This is a genomic window from Nitrobacter sp., assembly GCF_051535215.1.
Classification (GTDB): Bacteria; Pseudomonadota; Alphaproteobacteria; order Rhizobiales; family Xanthobacteraceae; genus Nitrobacter.
In genome coordinates, this window is sequence record NZ_JBPPLY010000004.1 from 115,079 (window position 1) to 137,099 (window position 22,021).

The following is a 22,021-nucleotide window of genomic DNA, read 5'->3' on the forward strand; positions in this document are numbered from 1 at the left end:
ACTCCGATTTTCGTCCTATGTCCTTTTGCACAATGTATGATTGTTCTGCACCTGATGCAGGGTGCGTTCGCCCTGCACGGGAATGTGATGATCGTGGCGTCCGCGGCAAAATCCGCCACGCCAGCCACGCGCCGGAGACCCGCTGCCGGCAAACAGCGACCAGTCAAGGATCGCCAAAAAACAAGGGCCCCGAAGGGCCCCTGCATCACACCGCGTCTTTCGCAGCCTTGACCGGCCGCGCCCTGACGATCTTTCGGGCGGGCTTCGCCTTGAAGGTCATCGGCTCGCCGGTGAACGGGTTGGTGCCCTTGCGCGCCTTGGTGGCCGGCTTCTTGATAACCACGAACTTCGCAAAGCCCGGCAGCAGGAAGGTGCCGGTCTTCTTGAGCTCCTTGTAGCCTGTGGTCGCAAGCGCCTCGAGAACGCCCTTCACGTCCTTCTTCGATAATCCGGCCTGAGCCGAGACTTTCTCAACGAGCTGTGATTTCGTCATCTGGGTTGCCATCATCGATCCTGTCTGTTGATTCGGCCCGGAAAACAATATTTCGAAATCCAGCCAAAAAAACACACCTTATGGGATTTATAACAGCTTACTTCGAGCGCCCTTTGCCGCGTCCGGCCGTCTGCCCGGCACAAATCGGAGTGAGGCAGGTCCTTGCCGCCCTTTTCGCGAAGGCAAACCATGCTATGCGCTGGCGATGAGGAATCTCTTCCGCTTGGGCGCCTTCGTCCTGATCGCGGCGGTCGTGTTCGCGACGCTCGGGCCGCCCCGCTATCGCCCGCACTCCCCGCTTGGGCAGGACGGTGAACACGCCCTTGCCTTCGTCCTGGTTGGCGTCGCCGTCGGCCTTGCGTTTCCGCATCGGCGCCTGCTTGTCGCGCCCGTGTCCGTCATGCTGGTAGGTCTGCTCGAGCTCATGCAACTATGGGCGCCCGGCCGCCATGCGCGGCTTGAGGATTTCCTGGTCGATGCCGTGGCAACGTGTGCCGGCCTCGGGGTTGCTGCGACGATCGCCTGGTTTGCCGCAGTGGATCAAGACCCTGATGAGCGTCGGCTGGCCGTATAGGCACATTTGAAATCGGAACAATTCGCAACGAGGAAAGTCGGGCCCGGGAATGAGTGGCATTGCTCCGTCCGCGCGCTTTTATCCGTGAAGGCGGACTGCTAAACCTCCGCGGATGTCAGGTCTCGCTCCCAATTCCAAAACACGGGTCGCCGCCATTTCGATAGCCGCCAGCGCCAGCATGGCGGCGGTCAAGTTCGTGGTCGGCGTAGCGATCGGAAGTCTGGCACTGATTTCCGAGGCGCTGCACAGTTCGGTCGATCTCGTCGCTACGGTCGCAACCTGGATCGTGGTGCGGATTTCCGACCGGCCCGCCGATGACGAGCATCACTACGGCCACGGCAAGATCGAAAGCCTTTCGGCCCTTGGCGTCATCGCCCTTCTCTACGTCCTTGCAGGCGGCATCGTGGTGCAGGCCTACGCCCACTTGCGCGATGGGGTGCCACCGCCGACGCTCTCCGCCATTCCGTTCGTCGTGCTGGCGGTCGACATCGCCGTCAATTTCTGGCGTGCCCGTGCGCTGCACCGGACTGCGCTTGATACCCGCAGTCAGGCGCTGGAAGCCGACGCCCTGCACTTTGCTTCCGACGTCCTCGGATCGGTCGCCGTCATCATCGGGCTGGCGCTGTCCGGGCTGGGCTTCGCGTGGGGGGATGCCGCGGCTGCGATCGGCGTCGCCCTGCTGATCTCGGTGCTGGGTTTGCGGCTCGGACGTGCCACCGTGGAAACGCTGCTGGATCGCGCGCCGGAAGGCGCTGCCGAGCGGGCCGGCGCCGCGATCAGAACATTGCCGGGCGTCATCGATATCGAGCGTTTGCGGGTCCGGATGGTCGGTCCCCGGCACTTCGTCGACGTGATCGCCAAGGTGCCGCGAACCTATCCGATCGACCGCATCGACGCCATCAAGCAGCAGGCGCAGGACGCCGTGGCCGCCGCTCTCGGCGATGCCGATCTGACGTTCACCGCGATACCGGTTGCGCACGACAATGAAAGCGTCCGCGAGCGCATAATGGTCATCGCCCGCAATTCGGGGCTCGCTATTCACCACGTCACCGTGCACGATCTCGGAGACAAACTGACGGTCAGCATTGACCTCGAGGTCGATGGCGACATGGCGCTGGTGGACGCCCATGCGATCGCGCACCGGCTGGAGCACGACATCCGCCACGCATTCGGCGCGGATGTCGAGGTGGACACGCACATCGAGCCGCTGGAGCCGGAGCTTCCGCTCGGAACGGACGCCGCCCCTGCGCGGGTCGACGTCATCGGTAAAGCCCTGTCCGGCTTCGCCGCGGGCGGTGCGATCCATGACATTCACAACGTGCGGGTCCGGAACACCGATGCGGGCGAGATCGTCAACTTCCATTGCCGCGCCGCACCGTCGATGAGCGTCGCCAGGGTGCATGACCAGGTCGACGAGATCGAACGGGCGTTGCGACGCGCCTTCCCGAGCGTCAAGCGCGTCATCAGTCACGCCGAACCGTCCCGCGGAATCTGATCGCTGTTACAAGCCCATGTTCTCGTTTCGGACTCACAAAGGACAGCCTCGAAGCCCTCATGAAATCTCCATTGGACAAATTTATTTCGCATTAAGGAATCGTTGACTCTCGACAGCGTCGGAAAAGTGGATTCAAATCGCTGCGATTCGAAGGGGCGGGGCTGCTCTTACGGATCGGAAGTAGGGAAATTTTCACGGGGGCCTAAGGCATGGCGCACGCTCAGGCGGCGAGCGCTTGCGCTCAATCCGATTCGATCAAGGGATTGGCGCAATCGATCGCAAAACCTGCCTACCGCAGGCTATTGGTCGCCGAGCCCGTGCTTCGCCGCGCCGTCCCCGCGCTGATCATCGCGTTCCTGGTTACGATATGTATCGGCGCCCTGGTGCAGGTCATCGATCAGACCCGGCAAAAGCAGGCAATGACGAAACACGATCTGCTCGCGCTCGGCGATCTGCTGGCCGAGCGGCTTGAGCATGTCGGAGTGATCCGCCAGGATCGCCCCGCCTCCGTCGAACGCCTTCAGAATCTGTTGCCTGAACTCATTCCCTCGTGGGCGATCGCGCCCGGCCGCTATATCATCGTCACAGGCGCCGATCAGCGTGTTCTCGCGCGCGTCCCGCTCGAGATCGCGCCTGGCGAGACCAGCCGAATTCTTGAACTCGTCAGCACCGCGCAGTCGCCCGCGTTGCGCGGCACCTCGCCTGCGAGCATCACCGATATCGTCCTTCTGGATGGCAGCAGCGCGTTCGCGACCCAGCGCGTCGTCAGATCGTTGCTGGGCCAGGTCACTGTCATCCAGGAAAAGACCGATTCGATCTGGCGCCCGGATACGGCGCTGTCGATCACGCTGTCGGCAACGACCGGGTTCGTGGTCCTGATCCTGGGCTTTGCCTTTCACTGGCAATCCACGCGCGCGCGCGAGGGCGATCTCATCAACGATGCGGTCCGCGGCCGGATCGATACCGCGCTCAACCGTGGCCGCTGCGGCCTCTGGGACTGGGATCTATCGCGCGGGCGGATCTTCTGGTCGCAATCGATGTTCACCATGCTCGGCCTGGAAAGCCGCAACGACCTGCTCACCTTCGGCGAGGTCAGTTCGCTGGTCAATTCCGACGATATCGACCTGTTTGAAATCGCGGACCAACTCATCGCGGGAAAGATCGGTCATATCGACCAGAGTTTCCGGATGCAGCACAGCGACGGACACTGGATCTGGCTGCGCGTGCGTTGCGAACTCGGTCAAGGCGCCGGTGGCAGAGGCGCTCACCTGATCGGCATTGCCGTCGACATCACCGAACAGAAAAGCCTCGCCGAGAAAACCGTCGAAGCCGATCTGCGGCTGCGCGACGCCATCGAAACCATCCCGGAAGCCTTTGTGCTATGGGACGCCGACGATCGCCTGGTACTTTGCAATTCCCACTTCCAGCGCCTGCACAAACTCCCCGACAGCGCGGTCGCGCCCGGCACGGCCTACGAGACCGTGATCGAGGTCGGCCGCATGCACGAAATCAGAGCAAGACAGCCCGAGACCGGCACGGCCAATCCCGGCGCGCGGACATTCGAAGCGCAACTGGATAACGGCAACTGGCTTCATATCAGCGAGCGCCGTACCAAGGACGGCGGCTATGTGTCGGTCGGCACCGACATCACCCGGATCAAGGAGCACGAGCAGAAGCTCGTCGAAAACGATCTCCGGCTGCGGGCGACCGTCATCGATCTCAAACGGACGCAGGCGACGCTCGAGCAACAGGCGATCGAACTCGCTGACCTCGCCCGGAAATACGCGGAGGAGAAGGATCGCGCCGAGGACGCCAACCGAGCAAAATCGAAATTCCTGGCCAACATGAGCCACGAGTTGCGAACGCCACTTAATGCGATCATCGGATTTTCCGAGATCATGAGCAACGGCATCTTCGGAACGCTCGGCTCGACGAAGTACAACGAATACTGCCACGACATCCTGACCAGCGGTCAGTATCTGCTCGAAGTCATCAACGACATCCTGGATATGTCCAAGATCGAGGCGGGTCGCATGAAACTCGACATGGAGCCGCTCGATCTCTCCGGGACTCTGACGGAATCACTGCGGGTCGTCACAGGCCGTGCGACTGACAAGAATCTGATATTCGACGTCAGGACCGACGACGACATTTCCATCGTCGCCGACCGTCGCGCAGTCAAGCAGATCATCGTCAATCTGCTCTCAAACGCGGTGAAGTTCACGCCCGACGGCGGACGAGTCCTTGTGCGAAGTCAGATGATCGAGAATTCCATTGCCCTGACGATTGCCGACACCGGGATCGGCATCGATTCACACGCGTTGTGCAGGCTTGGCAAACCCTTCGAACAGGTCGAAAGCCAGTTGACCAAAACCCATGCGGGATCCGGCCTTGGGCTCGCGATCGCCAAGTCGCTTGTCAACCTGCACGGCGGGTCGATGCGACTTCGTTCAAAGCCCGGAACGGGGACCGTGGTCCGCATCACCCTGCCCCTTCACGGCGGCCAGGAGCAACCGGCAGCGAGTGTCGCCGCATAACGCAAGATGCGCTTGGAGTTCAGTCCACCTCCTTTTGCGTAGGGGCTAAGGCGTTTTCAGTCGAAGCATGTCCTTGGGCTTGACCCGGGATGGATCCCCGGTTCGCGTCAAGTAAACACGTCAGGGTGGTTCGCTTGCAATGACGATGGACCAAACCCAATGCGGCTTCAGGACCGGCCTTCCATCAGTCTGAGAAATACGCCGCGCACATCTGCCTGGGTATCGCGGACGCGTGCTTCGAGCGCCGAGAAGTCGGGAGCATCCCCGGCCCGCGCCATCACCGGCAGCAGATCGTCGCCCGCTGTTTCGGGCTTGAATTTGTCGCTGACGCAGAGCCGCAGGATTTGCGTGAGGTCGTGATAGAGCCGCGCCGCGGGCCGCAGAATTTCCGCATCCGGCAACGACAGGACACCCAGCCGCTGCGCGTTGTCGAGCGCCTGCTGGGTATTGACGCTGAGAATGTCCGGCTTGTCCGCCGCATGGACGAGTTGAAGATACTGCGCGATGAAATCGATATCGACCATGCCGCCGGCGGCATGTTTCAGGTCCCAAATGTCCTGTTCGCCTTTTTCCAGCGCGATCGCGCGGCGCATTTCCGCAACATCGCTGGCGATGAGGCGGGCATCACGCCTCCGCGTCAGAATGGTCCGGATGACGCGCTCGATCCGGGCGCAAAACGCCGGCGACGACGAGATCACCCGCGCACGCGTGAGTGCCATGTGCTCCCAGGTCCAGGCTTCGTGCTCCTGGTAGTCGGCGAACGACTCGATATGCGACGCGACGGGGCCGGCGCGCCCGGAAGGACGCAGCCGCATATCCACTTCATAGAGGATGCCGTAGTTGGTCCGCGTGGTGAACGCGCTGATGAGGCGTTGGGTGAAGCGCGCGAAATATTGCGCGCCGTGCAGCGACCGCGCTCCGTCCGAGTCCGGATGCTCGGAATCAAAGTCATACAGCAGGATCAGGTCGAGATCGGACGACGCGGTCATTTCGCGGCTACCGAGCTTGCCCATCGCGACGATCGCGGTCTCCTGTCCCGCGATCCGGCCGTGCTGACCGGAAAACTGGTCCTTCACCAGGCCATGCACGGTGTCGACGATGCCCTCGGCCACGTCAGCGAACACGTGCCCCGCCTGCCGCGCCGACACGGTGCCGGACAGGATGCGGGTGCCGATCAGAAACAGGCTTTCCTGGCCGAACAACCGCATCCGGTCGAGAAATTCCTCGTAGGAATCGGCATCCGCGAGCGTAGCCGCCAGCCGCGCAGACAGTTCCTGCCGATCGGGCATGGCGCCGAAGAAACGCGGATCGATCAGCCCGTCCATGATCTGGGGCCGGCGCGCCAGCATGTCGGCGAGCCGCGGCGCCGCTCCGAGCACGAGCGCGACCAGCGCAACGAGGTCCCTGTTCTGGCTGAGCAGCGAGATCAGCCGGCCACCGCGCTGCAGCGCCTGCAGGAACCGATCGAATGCCATCACTGCGCTGTCCGGCTCTTCCGCGCGCGCCAGGCCGTCGATCAGCGTTGGCACGAACGCCTCGAAGGCGGCGCGTGTCGCCTCGACCTTGAGGACCCGGTATCCACCCGCCATCCATTGCTGGATGGTGCCGGCGACCATTCTCGGCTGCCTGAAGCCGAGCTTCGACAGATGATCGAGAAGCCGCGCATCCTCAGGTCCGGAATTGTAGTCCACCGACGGCAACTTCGCGGTGCCCGCCGGATCGCCTTCGAACAGCCGGCTGTAGTGCCCCTGCACACAATTCAGGTGCACAAGCAATTCGGCGGCAAAGCCCGCCCGATCGTCAAACCCGAGAAAGCGTGCGAACCGTTCCATCGCCTCGGCATCGGCAGGCAACGTATGCGTCTGCTCATCTGCCATCATCTGGACCCGATGCTCGACCTTGCGCAAAAACAGATAGGCGGCGGTCATTTCGTCCCGTGCCTGTTCCGTGATCCAGTTGCTCGAGGCAAGAATGTTCAGCGCCTCCAGCGTCGGACGCACTCGCAATTCGGGATGTCGTCCGCCGGCGATCAACTGCTGGGTCTGTGCGAAGAACTCGATCTCGCGGATGCCGCCGCGACCGATCTTGACGTTGTGGCCTTCAACCGCAATCTCGCTCTGCCCGCGAAAGGTCTGCATCTGCCGCTTCATGTCATGAACGTCGGCAAGGGCTGCGAAATCGAGATGCTTGCGCCAGACAAAGGGCGATATGTCCGCGATCATGGTGTCGCCGGCCTTGCGATCGCCGGCGCAGGGCCGCGCCTTGATCATGGCGGCACGCTCCCACGTCCGCCCTTCCCGCTCGTAATAGTCGAGCGCGGCGGCGGTCGAGACGGCGACCTGTGTCGAGGCGGGATCCGGCCGCAAGCGCAGATCGACCCGGAAGACGTAGCCGTCGCCGGTCCTCTGCTGCAACATGCGGGCCAGCGACTGCGTAACGCGCACGAAGAACGGCTGCGGCTCGATCCCGGGCGCAAGCGTCGGCGCGGCGAGATCGAAAAACACGATCAGATCGATGTCGCTGGAATAGTTGAGTTCGCCCGCACCCATTTTGCCCATTGCGAGCACGACGAGGCCGCTGTTTTCTTCGGGCCGCTGGATGTCGGCAGGCTGCAGGCGGCCCCGCGCCGTCTCCTGCCGCAACAGGAAGCGCAGCGCGCTCCGGACAGCGGCACCGGCGATGTCAGTCAATCCCGCCGTGACTTGCATCACCGGCCAGACCCCCCCGATGTCGCACAGCGCGATCAAAAGCGCTCCCTCCGCCTTCACGGCGCGAAGCCGCCGCATGGCCTCGGCTTCGTCGCCAGACTCCGCTGCTGCCGACATCTCTGCGATCAGCCGCGCGAGATGGCCTTCGGGCTCGCCGTGAAACAGACGCAGCGTCCGGTCCGGATCGGCGCGCATCAGGTCGAAAAGGTAGGGTGACGACTCCGCAACGCCGAGCAGGATGGCCTGGACCAGGGGAAATGCTGCGGTCAAAGCCCGCATTGCGCCGGATCGCTCGGGCGTCAGGTCGGACAGCCAGTCCTCAACACGGCGTTCGGCTTCGGCGGGCGCGAACACCTTCGGTCCGTCCGCAAGACGCGCCGCCAGACAGGCCCGGTCCGCGTCGGCCTTCGCGGATGAAATCATGCGCCAATCTGTTGCACGTCCGGCGTCGGAGCCGCAAGCCCCTCACCGCTTCGCGCCGGGATCGACAGCGTCGCGCGCAAGCCGGGATGCGCATCATCGAGCGTCAGATCGCCGCCATGCAGCGTGGCCACCGCCGACGCCAGGCTGAGGCCGAGCCCGGACCCCGGCAGGGTCCGGCTGGTTTCGAGCCGCACGAAGCGTTCGACGGCATGCTTGCGGTTGGGTTCGGGAATCCCGCAGCCGTGATCTGTCACCGCAAGAATGATGCGGTCGCCGTCACGGCGGGCTTCGATCAGGATGGTCCTGTCGGCGGCGCTCGCGTCCGCACCGAGCGGCTGCGCGGCGGCTTTTGGCTGGCCGTATTTGATCGCATTCTCGACAAGGTTTGCGAGCGCCTGGCTTATGAGTTCGCGATTGCCATGCACCGGCGCTGGCTCGGATCGCACGCTGAGCCTCAACCCGTTGTCTTCGGCCAGCGGCTCGTAGAGCTCGTGGATGCCCTGCGCGACGTCAGCGGCGTCAAAATCCGCCATGTTGTCGCGGGCCTGTCCCGATTCCGCCCGCGCGATCATCAGGAGCGCGTTGAAGGTCCGGATCAGGCCATCGGACTCCTCGATGGTCTGTTCCAACGCGGCGCGATAGTTCCCCTCGCCGGAGTTCGCGAGCGCTTGTTCGGCGCGATTGCGCAGCCGCGTCAGCGGCGTCTTCAGGTCGTGGGCTATGTTGTCGGAGACTTCCTTCAGCCCGTTCATCAGCGCTTCAATGCGTTCGAGCATCGCATTGAGGTTCTCCGCGAGCCGGTCGAGTTCATCGCCTGAGCGGCCGACCGGAAGCCGTCCGCCGAGGTCGCCGGCCATGATGCGCTGGGTTGTTCCGGTCATCGCATCGATCCGGTGCAGCACGCGGCGCGCCACGAAGATGCCGCCGCCAAGCCCGAGGATCACAACGATCAGCAGCGACCACTGCGCGGCGGAAGCCACGACACCGAAGATGCGATGACGCTCCTCGAGGTCACGGCCGATCAGCAGGCGGAATCCATTGGACAGCTCCGTCACATTGACCAATGCGAGATGATCGGTCTTGTCCTGCTCGTCGAGCCGGCGGTACTCGGTCTCGCTCCAGCCGGTGGTCTCCATGACGCCAGGCTGAAGCGAGCCGACATTGCCGGCGACCGCCAGTCCGGCGGGGGTCGTCACCAGGTAGAGATTGGAGCCCGGCCGCAATGCGCGATTCTCGATCGCGAAGACAAGGCCGCGCAAACCGCGCCGGTTGAAGACACCGGTGAGCAAGCCGATTTCCTCGCCCACCGTCGCCGTGATCTGATCGGTGATCAGGCGGCGGGTATTCCAGGCGAAATATCCGAGGAGAGAAGCCGCAAACAGCGCGAACAGCAGCAGATAGACCAGCGTCAGCCGAAACGCCGTGGTGCGGAACAGCTTACCGAACGCCGTCACCGGCGTTACCGTATGTCATCGCGGATCATGTAACCTGCGCCGCGAATGGTATGAAGCAGCGGCCGCTCGAACCCCTTGTCGATCTTGGAGCGCAGCCGCGAAATATGCACGTCGATGACGTTGGTCTGCGGATCGAAGTGATAATCCCAGACGTTCTCCAGCAGCATGGTCCGGGTCACGACTTGTCCCGCATGCTTCATGAGGTATTCGAGCAAGCGAAACTCGCGCGGCTGCAGCGTCAGTTCTTCCTCGCCCCGCGCGACACGATGCGACAGGCGGTCGAGTTCGAGATCGCCGACACGATAGACGGTCTCCTCGCGACCGCCCTGGCGACGCGACAGGACTTCCACCCGCGCCAACAGTTCGGCGAATGAGTAGGGTTTCGGCAGATAGTCGTCACCCCCGGCGCGCAGACCCTTGATGCGATCATCGACCTGGCCGAGCGCGGAGAGGATGAGCACCGGTGTCCGGTTGCCCTTGTCGCGCAGGGAGCCGATCACGGAGAGACCGTCGCGTTTCGGCAACATGCGGTCGATCACCAGCACGTCGTAGTCCCCGCCGTCGGCAAGCGAAAGTCCCTCCTCGCCGTCGCCGGCAAGCTCTGCGACGTGACCGACCTCGCGAAACGCCTTCACGAGATAGTCCGCGGACTCGCGATCGTCTTCGATGATCAGCAGGCGCATCTGGTTGCTGGGGCTGCCCAAGATGTTGTCTTTCCATCACCATGGCGCGCCCCTCGCCCGCGCGCAAGGCGGCGAGATACGCCCCGCAATCCGGGAAAAAGTGGGCGGTGGAGCTTGGGGCAACTCCACCGCCCTAGTCCTTCCGACGAAGGGGGGCTGTTTCCATCGGAAGGTGGCTCAAGGGGACGGGCTTTTGGCCCGCCCCCCGGAAAGTGCCGTCAGCGGGGGCGACTAATGCCGGCGACGCTTCCCATCTCTTGTCCTCTTTCTTGCGAGGTTCAATTCTTGCAAGGTTCACGCATGTCTTCGATCCGGCGCAGCCTTGGGGTCGGGCTCACGCCCTAGCCCTTCGCGATCGGAACCGCCACGAAACGCGCCGTGTCGCCCGAGCGAACCCGCATCAGAACACTGTTCTTTTTGTCCGTGCGCGCCGCCTTGATCGCATCGCGCACGTCGGCCGAACTGGAGACGCTCTTTCCTCCAACCTCGAGGATCACATCACCTTCCTTGAAGCCACGATCGGCAGCCGCGCTCTTCGGATCGACATCGACGACGACGACGCCAGAGGTGCCAGCGCCCGCAACCGACGCTGCCGGAGCGACCGTCATGCCGAGCCTGGGAACGTCGCTGCCGTGCAGCGATCCGTGACCCTCGTCGTTCAGATCGGCTTTCGCTTCAACGGTATTGGGAAGGGTACCGAGCGTCAGGTTGACGACCTTGTCCGTACCGTTGTGCAGGACGTTCAGCTTGATCGACGTCCCCGGCGCCAGCCCGCCGATGGTCCGGGCCAGTTCGCGCGCATCCTTGACGGTTGCGCCGTTGACCGCCGTGATCACGTCGCCGGACCGGATGCCGGCCTTCGCCGCCGGACTGTCGGCCTGCGGCTCAGCCACCAGTGCGCCCTCGGCTTTCTTGAGGCCGAGACTGTCGGCGATGTCCGCGGTCACCGGCTGGATCTGGACACCGATCCATCCGCGGCTCACCGAGCCCTTGTCCTTGAGCTGCGCGACGACGTTCTTGACCGTATTGGCCGGAATCGAAAACGCGATCCCGACGCTGCCGCCGGACGGCGAATAGATCGCGGTGTTCACCCCGATCACGTCACCCTTCATGTTGAACGCCGGACCACCGGAGTTACCCTTGTTCACGGGCGCGTCGATCTGGATGAAATCGTCATAGGGACCATTGCCGATGTCGCGGCCGCTGGCCGACACGATGCCCGCCGTCACGGTGCCGCCGAGGCCGAACGGATTGCCGACCGCGAGCACCCAGTCGCCGATCCGCGCCTTGTCATCCGACAGCTTCGCGAACGGGAAATTCGAACCGCCCTCGACCTTGATCAGGGCAACGTCGGTGCGAGGGTCGGTGCCGATCACCTTGGCAGTGTAGGTCTTGCCGTCGTCGGTCGTGACTTCGACCTTGTCGGCGCCGTCCACGACGTGGTTGTTGGTCACGGCATAGCCGTCGGCCGAGATGAAAAAGCCGGAGCCCTGGCCGGTCACGACGCCATGACCATGCCGACCGCGCAAGCCCGGCGGCAGGCCGTCCGGTCCGCCGAAGCGGCGAAAGAACCGTTCCATCGGCGAACCAGGCCGGAACGGCGAATCGAGATCCTCGTCGCCGCTGGCAACCTTGTCCTTCATGCGAACCTTCACCGAAATCACCGACGGCTTCACCCGCTCCACGATGTCGGCAAAGCCGATCGGCTGGGCCACCTTGCTCACGTCATTGTTGACCTGCGCATAGGCGGGACTGGTGAAGAGATCACCTTTGTTCGCCGGCGGACTGAATCCGTAGGCGGCCAGACCCAGGCCGGCGCCAACGGACGCCAGCAGCGCGACCTTGCGCGCGGCGGCCCCAAAGCGGCGGGCGGGCTTGAACGGAGAAGGCGGCGTGTGGTCGGGCCTGGCGGTCATGCGGGGTCTCCAGAAGCAGATTGATATGGTGCCGAAGGCAAACACTTCATGCCCTGAAGATGGGGATTTGCGCCTTACAGCGCGCTGGCCGGGAAATTAATGTTTGGTAACAATGGCAAACGCCTCGTGCGGCTGTTTGGCGCACGCATCACGTTTTTGAGCGAAGGCCACCGCTTCGCGGTGAAGCGGCAAACTGGGAAGCCGGTCGCACTCGTAAAAGGACGGTTCGCTGAAAACGATGCGACCAGTCAGACCGGTTCACCTCTGGAAGGTTCCGTGGCCATCAGCTTCGCGAGCCGCGCCTCTTCTTCCTCGCTCAGTCGCGGCGGCGCATCCGCGGCCGCCTGCATAGCCTTCGAACGCCGCCGGCTATATCCCCAGAGAGCGAGTCCGCCGCCCAGCAGAACCAGCGGGGTCAGCAGCCAGAGGGGCAACGTGCTCTTCTCGAAGGGCGGCTTCAGCAGCACGAAGTCACCGTAACGGGCGACCAGAAAGTCCAGCACCTGTTGGTCAGTGTCGCCCTTTGCGATGCGCTCACGCACCAGCAGACGAAGGTCGCGCGCCAGCGGTGCCGAGGAGTCGTCGATCGACTGGTTCTGGCACACCATGCAGCGCAATTCGCGCGACAGGTCGCGCGCGCGCGCCTCCTGGGCGGGATTGGACATGATCTCATCGGGCTGCACCGCACGGGCGGGAGACGCCATTGTGAGCGCGAGGAGAAGAAGAATGCCAATTATGCGCGCGAACTTTCCACCCGCACTGAGGCGTCCCCGCGAAAGCGGAGACGGCGACATTCCTTGCATCACCTCGTACACAGCCCTACTCCGCGGGCTGAAGGGCGCGGAGAGCCTTCGCCGGTTTCGGCGCGCCAACCCGCAGGCGACGGTCGGACAGCGACAGCACGCCGCCGAAGGCCATCAGAACCGGCCCCAACCAGATCAGCAGCACCATCGGCTTGTGATAGATGCGCACCGCGATCGAGCCATCGGCGGCGGTATCTCCCAACGAAATGTAGAGCTGGCTTACGCCTCGCGTCAGCAGAGCTGCTTCCGTGGTCGACGCCGCGCGCGTTGTGAAGTTGCGCTTCGAGGGCGTCATCACCGCGATCGGCTCGCCGCCTTTGCTCACGGTGAAGCGCGCAGTCTGTTCGCGATAATTGGACTGCTGCCGCTGCGACGTTCCCTCGAAGGTCAGGCTGTAGCCGCCGACCTGCGCCACGTCGTTCGGCTTCATCGACGCGATGAATTCGGTGTTCCAGGTGGTTTCGCAGACGATGCCGATCAGCGCCACGCCGAGGCCGGCGTGAGCGAAGACGGTGCCCCAGGCCGAGCGCGGCAGGCCCTTGGCGCGGCGAAACGATACCGGCAACGATGCACGAAACAGGTTGATGCGCTCGGCGAGATCGCAGAGCGCGCCAAGAATCACGAACACCGCCAGTCCGATCGCGAGCGGCGCGAAGGTGCTGCCGCCGCGCGTCCATGCCCACAGCACGGCCACCGCGATCACGCTGCCGATTCCGGCCGCCATCAAGCGTTGCGAGGCGCCGGCCAGATCACCGCGCTTCCACGCCAGCAATGGGCCGAACGGTACCGCGATCAATAGCGGCACGAACAAGGGAGCGAATGTCAGATTGAAGAACGGCGCACCGACCGAGATCCTGTTGCCGGTGATGACCTCGAGCGCCAGCGGATACAGCGTGCCGACGAAGACGGTGGCGCAGGCCGTGGTCAGGAACAGGTTGTTGAGCACGAGCGCGCCCTCGCGCGAGATCGGCGCGAACAGCCCGCCCTGCTTCAAAGCGGAGGCGCGCCAGATATACAGGGACAGGCTACCGCCGATGAAGGTGCACAGGATCAGGAGGATGAAGACGCCGCGCGTCGGATCGGTGGCGAAGGCATGGACCGACGTCAGCACGCCGGATCGCACCAGGAAGGTGCCGAGCAGCGACAGCGAGAAGGTCAGGATCGCGAGCAGGATGGTCCACACCCTGAGCGCGTTGCGCTTTTCCATCACAACGGAAGAATGCAGCAGCGCCGTTCCGGCCAGCCACGGCATCAGCGATGCGTTCTCGACCGGATCCCAGAACCACCAGCCGCCCCAGCCGAGTTCGTAATAGGCCCAGTACGACCCCATCGCGATTCCGAGCGTCAGGAAGATCCACGCCATCAGCGTCCATGGCCGCACCCAGCGCGCCCAGGCGGCATCGATGCGGCCTTCGATCAGCGCGGCGACGGCGAAGGAGAACGAGATCGAGAATCCGACATAGCCGAGATACAGCATCGGCGGATGCACCGCGAGCCCGATATCCTGCAGCACCGGATTGAGATCGCGGCCTTCCAGCGGCGGATTGGCGATCCGCATGAACGGATTGGATGTCAGCAGGATGAACAGATAGAAGGCGGTCGCGACCCAGGCCTGCACCGCCAGCACATGCGCGCGCAGCGACAGCGGGAGGTTATTGCCGAACGCGGCGACCAGTCCCCCGAACAGCGCGAGGATCGTCACCCACAGCAGCATGGAGCCTTCGTGATTGCCCCAGACGCCGGTGATCTTGTAGATCATCGGCTTCAGCGAATGGGAATTCTGGAACACGTTGACGACCGAGAAGTCGGACATGACGTGCAGCGACACCAGCGCGAGGAAGGATGCGCCGACGAACACCAGTTGCGCCAGCGCGGTCGAGCGCGCGACGTTCATCAGCGCTCCGTCGTGCAGTCGCGCGCCGATGATTGGAATGGTGGACTGGATCAGCGCAAGACCAAGCGCCAGCACCAGCGCATAATGCCCAGCCTCGGCGATCATTGCGAAACCCCCTGTTTGCCGGAGGCCTGCTCACCCGGCTTGCCCGACGCCTGCTCGCCGTAGTCGTCTTTCCAGTGGCCCTGCTTCTTCAGGGCGTCCGCGACCTCCTTCGGCATGTAGGTCTCGTCGTGCTTTGCCAGCACGGTGTCGGCGCGGAATACACCCGAACTGTCGAGCGCGCCCTCGGCGACCACGCCCTGCCCCTCGCGGAACAGATCGGGAAGGATGCCCTTGTAGGCAACCGGAAGCGTCGCGCTGCCGTCGGATACCTTGAACGTGACCGCGAGATTGTCGCCGCGGACCAGCGAGCCCGTCTCCACCAGCCCGCCCAGCCGGAAGCGCTGACCGGGCTTGATATGGTGTTCCTCGACCATCACCGGCGTCGAGAAGAACACGATGGAGTCGCGCAGCGCATTCAGCACCAGCGCCGCCGCGATTCCGAGCACCACGAGGGCTCCGCCGATCATCGTCAACCGCCGCTGCTTGCGAGTCATGCTGTTTCACCTGCGCGGAAAGCGAACATCTTGGTCATCCGTCTATCCCGAGCGCCTTGAGCCCTTCGTTGAGCTGGCGCAAACCTGCTTCATTCCGTTCGAGCGCGCGGCGAGCGTCGTCGCGCACGACGCGCGACTTCTCCGGCTCCTTGAGCACCATATAGGCGCGAGCCAGACGCAGCCATCCCTCGACGTCGTTGCCGTCCTGCTTCAGGCGCGCGGCAAGCCGATCGACCATTTTGTGGATCATCGCGGAACGATCCGCATCGTTCATGTCGCTCGCCGCGGCCACCGCTTCTTCCGTCGGACGCGGCGCACCGTCGCCGACCTGCGCCAGCGCCTCCTTCACCGCGACGCGCCATTGCGCATCCGCAGGCGCATCGACCAAGAGAGCCTTCCATATCGTGACGGCGTCGGCGGTCCGGCCGTCCTGCTCCGCCGCCATTCCGAGGAAAAACCGCGCCTTTGCATCCTTGGGATCGAGCGCGACCGCGCGCTCGAACTCGCTTTTCGCATCAGCGGTGACGATGCCGTTGGCGGCCCCTGCGATCGCCGCGCCGAGATCGGCGTGGAGCTGCGCCGTCTCACCGGTATAGGCGATCACATTGCGATAGGCGCGCGCAGCGTCGTCGAAGCGACCCAGTTTTGCGAGCACCGGCGCCAGCACGGTCCAGCCGCGACCATCGGTGGGATGCTTTTCCAGATGCGATTCGACCTGCGCCACCAGGTTCTCGAGCGATTGCGATGCGTCGGCTGATTGAACGCGCTCGGCAAGCGGAAAATCTGGCAGTCGCGGCGATCCGAGCGGAAGATAGATCGCGAGCGCCAGCAGCGGTATGCCGGCCAGCGCTCCGACCGCAACCAGACGCCGCGGCCAGAGCCTGGAGGCCTGCGGCTGATCATCTTCTTCGGCGTCGACGGCCTCCAGGAGTCGTCGGCCGATCTCGACCCGAGCCGCAGCAGCCTCCGGCGCGCCGATCAGGCCGGCAGCGGCATCACGCCCGACTTCCGCAAGTTGATCCCGGTAGACGGTGGTCTCGCTGCCGCCTGACGTCTGCGACCTCGCCGAACGACCAAGCGGCCACAGCACCGCAAAGACCGCCCCGGCGGTCATCAGCGCGAACACAAACCACAGCGTCATCTCATCAGCATTCCGATGGCCCGGCGCAGGAAACGGCCGGTCCGATGGCCGGGTTACATCACGACTGGACAGGGGACGCAATTGACAATTGCGGCACAATTGGCAGCAGACCCCTGCAACCCTCTGATTCTAGGGCGCGATCGGCAAAAGCTGCGTCACGCGCCTTGACGGGACTAGCCGGCCCGCGACGACTTGGGTTCCGCCGCCAATGCGTTCTCGGCCGCCCGGCTCATCAGCGATGAATAATCATGGCCGAACAGAACCTCGCAGAAGCGAATCGTCGCCTTGACCTGCTGCTGCCGGAATGGGCGGGCGCGCTCATCGCCATTGCGGAGCGATTCCACCAGCGTTTGGGCGGCCCGCTCGACATATTGCTGCAAATCCGAATAGGTGCGCATCGTGACTTCATTGATGGCGAGTTCGCTGGCGTAGGTCCGACACACCGCGACGAAATCGATCAGTGCGGCGGTTTCCTCGACCTCTGTCGGGTCGATCCGCGCGCCGGGCGGAATATCCTTATCGGGCCGCTGGCGGAGCAGACGCCGCACCCGGCCGGGGACGTCGTCGATTTCCGATTGCAGACCGTTGGAAATACCGACCCTGAGCGCTGCGAGTTGGCGGCCCCAGTTTGAATCGTTGCGGATGTCGAGTTCGGTCCGCATGCCCCGAATGCCGTCATGCACAGTCTTCAGATGCTCGGACACGTTTTCGAAACGCCCCCGCCGGATATCGTCATGCAGTTCGGCCGCTGTCCGCGACAAATCCTCGAGCACCAGCGTGACCGCCGCCCCATAGGGCGTCGCCGCCACCCGGAATTCGTCGTCCGCGCCGGCGAACTTGATCGCCAGGCGGATGACCTGCCACGATGCGGAAAGCCGCTGCATCACCAGGGACAGCGCGAACGGTGCGGCAAGCGGAGTCAGCAGGGAAGGAACATTGAGCGCGGGCATCAGAAGGGCAATCTGGGAATCTCCGAAGGCCCGCATGAAACTCGGCAACCGGATAATGAGAGTGTCGAGGGCCTCGCGGGCGTTCAGAACCGCTCCGATGGAAGCGAAATCTTCAGCAACGCTGGGGGCGCCGATGCGGCCGAGCGTCCGCTGACGGTCGTTGCCATCGACAACCCGCTGGATGGCGGCTGCGGCGGCTGTCTGCAAGGTCCACGCTGCGGCTTCGATATCGGACGCCGATGCGGTTTCGGCTGCGAGCGCGGCCTCGAACGCTCGCACGGCGTCCGGCGCGCCGTCCCGCGCGAGCCATTGCCAGACCGGCATGAGCGATGTGCGCCGGATCTGACCGGGGCGCGGCACAGAGTCCCCCTCGATGAGAAACGGCTCGAGCGGCCGAAACAGAAGTCGGGCCGGATCCTCTCGCCGCGGCTGTACGCTGTCAGCCGACCCGCGGGCGATCCTGCGAAGTTCATTGAGCACGAAGCTGGCGACTGCGGCATCTTCATCGCGCTCGACGGCACGCTCGAACTCCCGCATCAGCAACGCCTGCGACTTCGCCGGGAGCTGTGCGAGATAATTCCTCAGCCGTTCGATCGAGGCCTGGTCCATGCCTGTAAATCTTGACGCGAACGATCGCGCGGGCGCCGGATGGGCCCGTGGCATGTCATAGCAGGAGCGGTATTAAGGATGCGTTGAGGAAGGCCGGAGCGTCTTTTGAGCGAATTGAGCGAATAATAATGTCCTCGGACTTGACCCGAACACGGATACCGCTTTTCGCAAGGAAGACCCATCGAACCAAACAGAAAGCTTCGCTTCTGCCGTCACGGGTCACACCCACATCTCGGAAAGAGCGTGCTCCAACAAAAAGATAGGCACGGCTTTTAATACGGCCTCGCAGCCGGATCAGCCGACCGCGGCCCATTTGCCGTCGCCGCTCCGGCAGGCGGTTTTGCGCACGGTTTCGAGCTGGCCGCCGATCGTCACGGTGTGGGAGTAGCCGCGGCACGTCGCGCTCTTCACCCTGTATGCGGGGCCTGCGACGATATTGCCATGGCGGCCGGAATCCGGATTGCGCCACGCAATCGGCGCGCCCGGCGCGCCTCGCTCGAGGGCGTCCATCTGAGCCTGATAGGCCAGACGGCGGTCGTCATCATCCAGCGCCGAGTCGAGTTTGGGCCCGATCAGCCCGCCGAGCGCCGCCTCGGTCGCAGCCATCACCGCTCGGTCGCGCGCCGCATCGCCCGTCCCTCCTGTCTGGACAGCGAATGCACCCGTAAACAAGCCCGAGCCCTCGGGGCCACCGGAACTCGTCACGTCGCAGCCGCCGAGAGCGAGCGCCGCCGCAGCGACAATCAACACCGTATTTGTCTTGCTCATGACCCCTCCGGCGCCCACCCGCCGGGAAGATTTTGCGTCCGGCCGCACAGGACCCGGCAATTCGGGCGGGACTGCGGCGATACGGCCGCCTCTTCGTCCGGTGGCGGATCCATGCGTCATGCTGCGGGCAGCACCAGCTCGGCCCGCAGACCGCCGAACGGTGACGCGCCCAGGCTCAGACTGCCGCCATAAAGCGCGGCGAGTTCTGTGACGATCGACAGCCCGAGTCCCGATCCGGGCTGGGTCTCGTCGAGGCGGCGGCCGCGCTGCGAGGCCTGCATCCGCTCGTCGCCAGACAGTCCCCGGCCGTCGTCGTCCACGATGATGCGCAGCCATGCCGGCTCCGTTCCGGAAGGCTGCCGAATGGAAGCCCCGATGAAGACCCGCGACCGTGCCCACTTGCAGGCGTTGTCGACGAGGTTGCCGGCCATTTCCTCGAGGTCCTGGCGTTCGCCGCGGAATTTCGCCCCGGCGCTGGCTTCGACGTCGATGGCGACGCCGCGGTCGCGATGAATCTTCTCCATGGTCCGGCGCAGCGATTCGATGACGGGCGGAACATCGGTCACCGTGGCAACGACGGTAAGCCGCGCGGCGATGCGGGCGCGCTCCAGATGATGGGCGACCTGGTTGCGCATCACCTCGGCCTGTTCGAGCACCTTCGCGGCGAACGGGTCGCGTTGGTGCGCGTTAGCCTCGTTGACGATGACCGAGAGCGGCGTCTTGACCGCGTGCGCGAGATTGCCGACATGGGTGCGCGCGCGCTCGACGATCTCCCGGTTGGCATCGATGAGCGCATTGGTCTCGCGGGCAAGCGGCGCGATCTCGACCGGAAATCCGCCCTGGAGCCGTTCGGCGCGGCCGGACCGGATGTCGGCGATGGCGTCCGAAATGCGCTTCAGCGGCGCGAGACCGAACCGCACCTGAAAGATCGTGGTCAAGAGCAACCCGATCGTGAGCGCGGCAAAGGTGCCGCCGAGGTAATAATCGAAGCTCCGCGTTTCGTCGAAAATCTCGGTGGCATCCCCGGCCACCGTGACGCGGAATTTGCCGTCGGCGCCGAGATCCACCGGCCTCTCCGCCATGCGCAGGGTCTGCCCCTCGGGGCCGTCGACATATCCGACGCGAACCCCCGACGAAGAAAGCTCGATGCCCTGATCCTCCAGCTTGGGCAGCTTCTTGTCCCATAGCGAGCGCGATGCGCGGATCTCCTTCTTGTCCGGATCGGTGCGGACGATCTCCCAGTACCAGCCCGACAGCGGCAGATCGAACAACGGCTCGCCGAGCGACTGGAATTGGCGATCGGCAGGCTCGTCGGGCGTCGCCACTTCGGCGATCAGCGTACGAAGATAAAGATTGAGGCGACGATCGAAGGCGCGCTCGGACGCCGAGCGATAGACCGACGATAAAATCACCCCGGTGATGAACAGAACGATCACCACCCAGGCGGTCGCGGACAGGAACAGCCGCGTTGCGAGCGAATTCGAGCGACGGGTCAGAAATTCCCTAGCGCGCATCTGCCGGCGGTGTCAGCAGGTAGCCGAGCCCGCGCACCGTCTGGATGATATCGACATCCAGCTTCTTGCGAATGCGGCCGACAAAGACCTCGATGGTGTTGGAATCGCGATCGAAGTCCTGATCGTAGAGATGCTCGACCAGTTCGGTGCGGGAGACCACCCGCCCGGTATGGTGCATGAGATAGGCGAGCAGCCGGTATTCATGCGAGGTCATCTTGATCGGATTGCCGCCGACGCTGACGCGGCCGGTGCGGGTATCCAGCGTCACCGGCCCGCAGGTCAGCTCCGACTGGGCATGGCCGGCGCTCCGGCGCAGCAGCGCGCGGATCCGGGCCAGGATTTCCTCGAGGTGGAAAGGTTTGGCGACATAGTCGTCGGCGCCGGCGTCGAACCCCTGCACCTTGTCGCTCCAGCGGTCGCGCGCGGTAAGGATCAGGACCGGCATGGTGCGCCCCTGACGGCGCCACGACTCCAGCACCGAAATGCCGTCCATCTTCGGCAGTCCGATATCCAGCACGACGGCGTCATAGGGCTCGCTGTCGCCAAGGAAATGCCCCTCCTCACCGTCGAACGCACGATCGACGACGTAGCCGGCGTCGGTCAGCGCGGTCGTGAGCTGACGATTGAGATCGGGATCGTCTTCGACAACGAGAAGGCGCAAGGCAAGCTCCGCTGATTCCAGCCGTCAAGATGAACCGCCGCCGCGTGAATGGCAAATGAACGGCGAAACCCCGCTCATGTCATATTTCCGTGCGGCGCCTGCGCGTTGTCCCTCTTTTCCGGCCAGTTCCTGCGCGGCGGCGTCAGGTTGTGGTCGAGCCGTCGTCCGGCGGCAGCGGACTTAGAAACTCGTCGGCCGCCGCGTTGATCCGCTCCAGCACCGCATCGATCTCATCGGGGGTGGCGTTGCTGCCGCCGATCAGGCCGGCAATGGCCTGAACATAGGGGATCGACGAGACCACGCCCTGCTCGATCGCCGGCGCGACCTTGACGATGGCTTCGACGATGGCTTCGGCGACCGCAAGGCCAGCCTCGATTTCTGCTGCTGTGACCATGTTACTGTGCTCCCGATGCGAGGATCTGCTGGACGGCGACCAGCGCCGACTGCGCCGCCGAGAGCGCATTGGTGATATCGACGGACGGATAGGCCTTCTGCAGGGCTACGAGATTGTTGACGGCGAGGTGCGCCTTGAGCATCGCAGCCTGCAACCGTTGGATCACCGACCGCCTTGCGCAAATGTTTGTCGCGCCCGGCAGGGTGCCGGTCCTGCAAAGCGGCAGCGCCTTGTAGGCATTGGCGGCGTTCACCGCGACACCATAGGCGTTTTCGATGCCGTAGACCGTGTTGCGGGCAACAGCCGTGTTCAGATTCAAGGACGGCAGCGAGACGGTCTGGCAGCCTGCCAGCGCCAGACCGGAGACGAGCGCTGTCGCGACGACGAGCTTTCGCATGAGAACTC

The 22,021-nt window shown here is 64.1% G+C and carries 18 protein-coding genes; 3 read left to right on the forward strand and 15 right to left on the reverse strand.

Translation table 11 applies throughout. The features are described from left to right. Nucleotides 1–205: 205 nt before the first annotated feature. Nucleotides 206–505, reverse strand: coding sequence for an HU family DNA-binding protein (locus ACS3WB_RS06725; protein WP_292612135.1), 300 nt, complete (start codon nucleotides 503–505; stop codon nucleotides 206–208). A gap of 193 nt (nucleotides 506–698) precedes the next feature. On the opposite strand from ACS3WB_RS06725, the gene ACS3WB_RS06730 reads away from it, so the two are divergent. The 3 genes from ACS3WB_RS06730 to ACS3WB_RS06740 all read left to right on the forward strand — a co-directional run bounded on the left by ACS3WB_RS06730 (nucleotide 699) and on the right by ACS3WB_RS06740 (nucleotide 5,099). Beyond that, nucleotides 699–1,067 carry a VanZ family protein gene (locus ACS3WB_RS06730; protein WP_438274793.1) on the forward strand — a complete coding sequence of 123 codons (369 nt, stop codon included), beginning with the start codon at nucleotides 699–701 and terminating at the stop codon, nucleotides 1,065–1,067. A 112-nt stretch (nucleotides 1,068–1,179) separates the two neighbouring features. Beyond that, the gene (locus tag ACS3WB_RS06735) at nucleotides 1,180–2,562 is read left to right on the forward strand and encodes a cation-efflux pump (protein ID WP_438274794.1); all 1,383 of its coding nucleotides are present in this window, start codon (nucleotides 1,180–1,182) and stop codon (nucleotides 2,560–2,562) included. 209 nt (nucleotides 2,563–2,771) lie between these two features. Continuing rightward, the gene (locus ACS3WB_RS06740; protein ID WP_438274795.1) at nucleotides 2,772–5,099 is read left to right on the forward strand and encodes a PAS domain-containing sensor histidine kinase; all 2,328 of its coding nucleotides are present in this window, start codon (nucleotides 2,772–2,774) and stop codon (nucleotides 5,097–5,099) included. 167 nt (nucleotides 5,100–5,266) lie between these two features. Here the strand turns inward: ACS3WB_RS06740 and ACS3WB_RS06745 are convergent, their stop codons facing one another. The 14 genes from ACS3WB_RS06745 to ACS3WB_RS06810 all read right to left on the reverse strand — a co-directional run bounded on the left by ACS3WB_RS06745 (nucleotide 5,267) and on the right by ACS3WB_RS06810 (nucleotide 22,013). Beyond that, nucleotides 5,267–8,230 carry a bifunctional [glutamine synthetase] adenylyltransferase/[glutamine synthetase]-adenylyl-L-tyrosine phosphorylase gene (locus tag ACS3WB_RS06745; RefSeq protein ID WP_438274796.1) on the reverse strand — a complete coding sequence of 988 codons (2,964 nt, stop codon included), beginning with the start codon at nucleotides 8,228–8,230 and terminating at the stop codon, nucleotides 5,267–5,269. Continuing rightward, nucleotides 8,227–9,684, reverse strand: a complete 1,458-nt coding sequence (locus ACS3WB_RS06750) for a sensor histidine kinase (RefSeq protein ID WP_438274797.1) — start codon at nucleotides 9,682–9,684, stop codon at nucleotides 8,227–8,229. Before ACS3WB_RS06750 ends, ACS3WB_RS06745 begins: the two co-directional genes overlap by 4 nt. Before the next feature lie 5 nt (nucleotides 9,685–9,689). Further along, nucleotides 9,690–10,367: a response regulator transcription factor gene (locus ACS3WB_RS06755; RefSeq protein WP_438274890.1), complete on the reverse strand. Its 678-nt coding sequence runs from the start codon at nucleotides 10,365–10,367 to the stop codon at nucleotides 9,690–9,692. Nucleotides 10,368–10,708: 341 nt separating this feature from the next. After that, nucleotides 10,709–12,283 (reverse strand): Do family serine endopeptidase, encoded by a 1,575-nt coding sequence (locus ACS3WB_RS06760; RefSeq protein ID WP_438274798.1) that lies wholly within the window; start codon nucleotides 12,281–12,283, stop codon nucleotides 10,709–10,711. A 248-nt stretch (nucleotides 12,284–12,531) separates the two neighbouring features. Then, entirely contained in the window at nucleotides 12,532–13,077 is a 546-nt protein-coding gene (locus ACS3WB_RS06765) for a cytochrome c-type biogenesis protein (protein ID WP_438274799.1), read from the reverse strand. 25 nt (nucleotides 13,078–13,102) lie between these two features. After that, the gene (locus tag ACS3WB_RS06770) at nucleotides 13,103–15,085 is read right to left on the reverse strand and encodes a heme lyase CcmF/NrfE family subunit (RefSeq protein ID WP_438274800.1); all 1,983 of its coding nucleotides are present in this window, start codon (nucleotides 15,083–15,085) and stop codon (nucleotides 13,103–13,105) included. Beyond that, nucleotides 15,082–15,579 carry a cytochrome c maturation protein CcmE gene (gene ccmE / locus ACS3WB_RS06775; protein WP_438274801.1) on the reverse strand — a complete coding sequence of 166 codons (498 nt, stop codon included), beginning with the start codon at nucleotides 15,577–15,579 and terminating at the stop codon, nucleotides 15,082–15,084. Before ccmE ends, ACS3WB_RS06770 begins: the two co-directional genes overlap by 4 nt. Before the next feature lie 34 nt (nucleotides 15,580–15,613). Beyond that, the gene (gene ccmI / locus ACS3WB_RS06780) at nucleotides 15,614–16,720 is read right to left on the reverse strand and encodes a c-type cytochrome biogenesis protein CcmI (RefSeq protein ID WP_438274802.1); all 1,107 of its coding nucleotides are present in this window, start codon (nucleotides 16,718–16,720) and stop codon (nucleotides 15,614–15,616) included. A 173-nt stretch (nucleotides 16,721–16,893) separates the two neighbouring features. Beyond that, on the reverse strand, nucleotides 16,894–18,279 hold the full coding sequence (locus ACS3WB_RS06785; protein ID WP_438274803.1) for a hypothetical protein: 1,386 nt from the start codon (nucleotides 18,277–18,279) through the stop codon (nucleotides 16,894–16,896). A 294-nt stretch (nucleotides 18,280–18,573) separates the two neighbouring features. Continuing rightward, on the reverse strand, nucleotides 18,574–19,047 hold the full coding sequence (locus ACS3WB_RS06790; protein WP_438274804.1) for an RT0821/Lpp0805 family surface protein: 474 nt from the start codon (nucleotides 19,045–19,047) through the stop codon (nucleotides 18,574–18,576). Between the two features lie 116 nt (nucleotides 19,048–19,163). Further along, nucleotides 19,164–20,561 carry an ATP-binding protein gene (locus tag ACS3WB_RS06795; RefSeq protein ID WP_438274805.1) on the reverse strand — a complete coding sequence of 466 codons (1,398 nt, stop codon included), beginning with the start codon at nucleotides 20,559–20,561 and terminating at the stop codon, nucleotides 19,164–19,166. Continuing rightward, nucleotides 20,551–21,222: a response regulator transcription factor gene (locus ACS3WB_RS06800; RefSeq protein WP_438274806.1), complete on the reverse strand. Its 672-nt coding sequence runs from the start codon at nucleotides 21,220–21,222 to the stop codon at nucleotides 20,551–20,553. Before ACS3WB_RS06800 ends, ACS3WB_RS06795 begins: the two co-directional genes overlap by 11 nt. 142 nt (nucleotides 21,223–21,364) lie before the next feature. Next, nucleotides 21,365–21,616, reverse strand: a complete 252-nt coding sequence (locus ACS3WB_RS06805; RefSeq protein WP_438274807.1) for a hypothetical protein — start codon at nucleotides 21,614–21,616, stop codon at nucleotides 21,365–21,367. Between the two features lies 1 nt (nucleotide 21,617). Next, a complete protein-coding gene (locus ACS3WB_RS06810) occupies nucleotides 21,618–22,013 on the reverse strand; it encodes a hypothetical protein (RefSeq protein WP_438274808.1) in 396 nt (131 codons plus the stop codon). Nucleotides 22,014–22,021 lie beyond the last annotated feature (8 nt).

Coding starts and splice junctions, on each gene's coding strand:
- ACS3WB_RS06810 (WP_438274808.1), bottom strand. CDS start 22,013: ATGCGAAAGCTCGTCGTCGCGACAGCGCTCGTCTCCGGTCTGGCGCTG.
- ACS3WB_RS06790 (WP_438274804.1), bottom strand. CDS start 19,047: ATGAGCAAGACAAATACGGTGTTGATTGTCGCTGCGGCGGCGCTCGCT.
- ACS3WB_RS06725 (WP_292612135.1), bottom strand. CDS start 505: ATGGCAACCCAGATGACGAAATCACAGCTCGTTGAGAAAGTCTCGGCT.
- ACS3WB_RS06770 (WP_438274800.1), bottom strand. CDS start 15,085: ATGATCGCCGAGGCTGGGCATTATGCGCTGGTGCTGGCGCTTGGTCTT.
- ACS3WB_RS06730 (WP_438274793.1), top strand. CDS start 699: ATGAGGAATCTCTTCCGCTTGGGCGCCTTCGTCCTGATCGCGGCGGTC.
- ACS3WB_RS06795 (WP_438274805.1), bottom strand. CDS start 20,561: ATGCGCGCTAGGGAATTTCTGACCCGTCGCTCGAATTCGCTCGCAACG.
- ACS3WB_RS06740 (WP_438274795.1), top strand. CDS start 2,772: ATGGCGCACGCTCAGGCGGCGAGCGCTTGCGCTCAATCCGATTCGATC.
- ACS3WB_RS06805 (WP_438274807.1), bottom strand. CDS start 21,616: ATGGTCACAGCAGCAGAAATCGAGGCTGGCCTTGCGGTCGCCGAAGCC.
- ccmE (WP_438274801.1), bottom strand. CDS start 15,579: ATGACTCGCAAGCAGCGGCGGTTGACGATGATCGGCGGAGCCCTCGTG.
- ccmI (WP_438274802.1), bottom strand. CDS start 16,720: ATGACGCTGTGGTTTGTGTTCGCGCTGATGACCGCCGGGGCGGTCTTT.
- ACS3WB_RS06755 (WP_438274890.1), bottom strand. CDS start 10,367: ATGCGCCTGCTGATCATCGAAGACGATCGCGAGTCCGCGGACTATCTC.
- ACS3WB_RS06765 (WP_438274799.1), bottom strand. CDS start 13,077: ATGTCGCCGTCTCCGCTTTCGCGGGGACGCCTCAGTGCGGGTGGAAAG.
- ACS3WB_RS06760 (WP_438274798.1), bottom strand. CDS start 12,283: ATGACCGCCAGGCCCGACCACACGCCGCCTTCTCCGTTCAAGCCCGCC.
- ACS3WB_RS06745 (WP_438274796.1), bottom strand. CDS start 8,230: ATGATTTCATCCGCGAAGGCCGACGCGGACCGGGCCTGTCTGGCGGCG.
- ACS3WB_RS06785 (WP_438274803.1), bottom strand. CDS start 18,279: ATGGACCAGGCCTCGATCGAACGGCTGAGGAATTATCTCGCACAGCTC.
- ACS3WB_RS06735 (WP_438274794.1), top strand. CDS start 1,180: ATGTCAGGTCTCGCTCCCAATTCCAAAACACGGGTCGCCGCCATTTCG.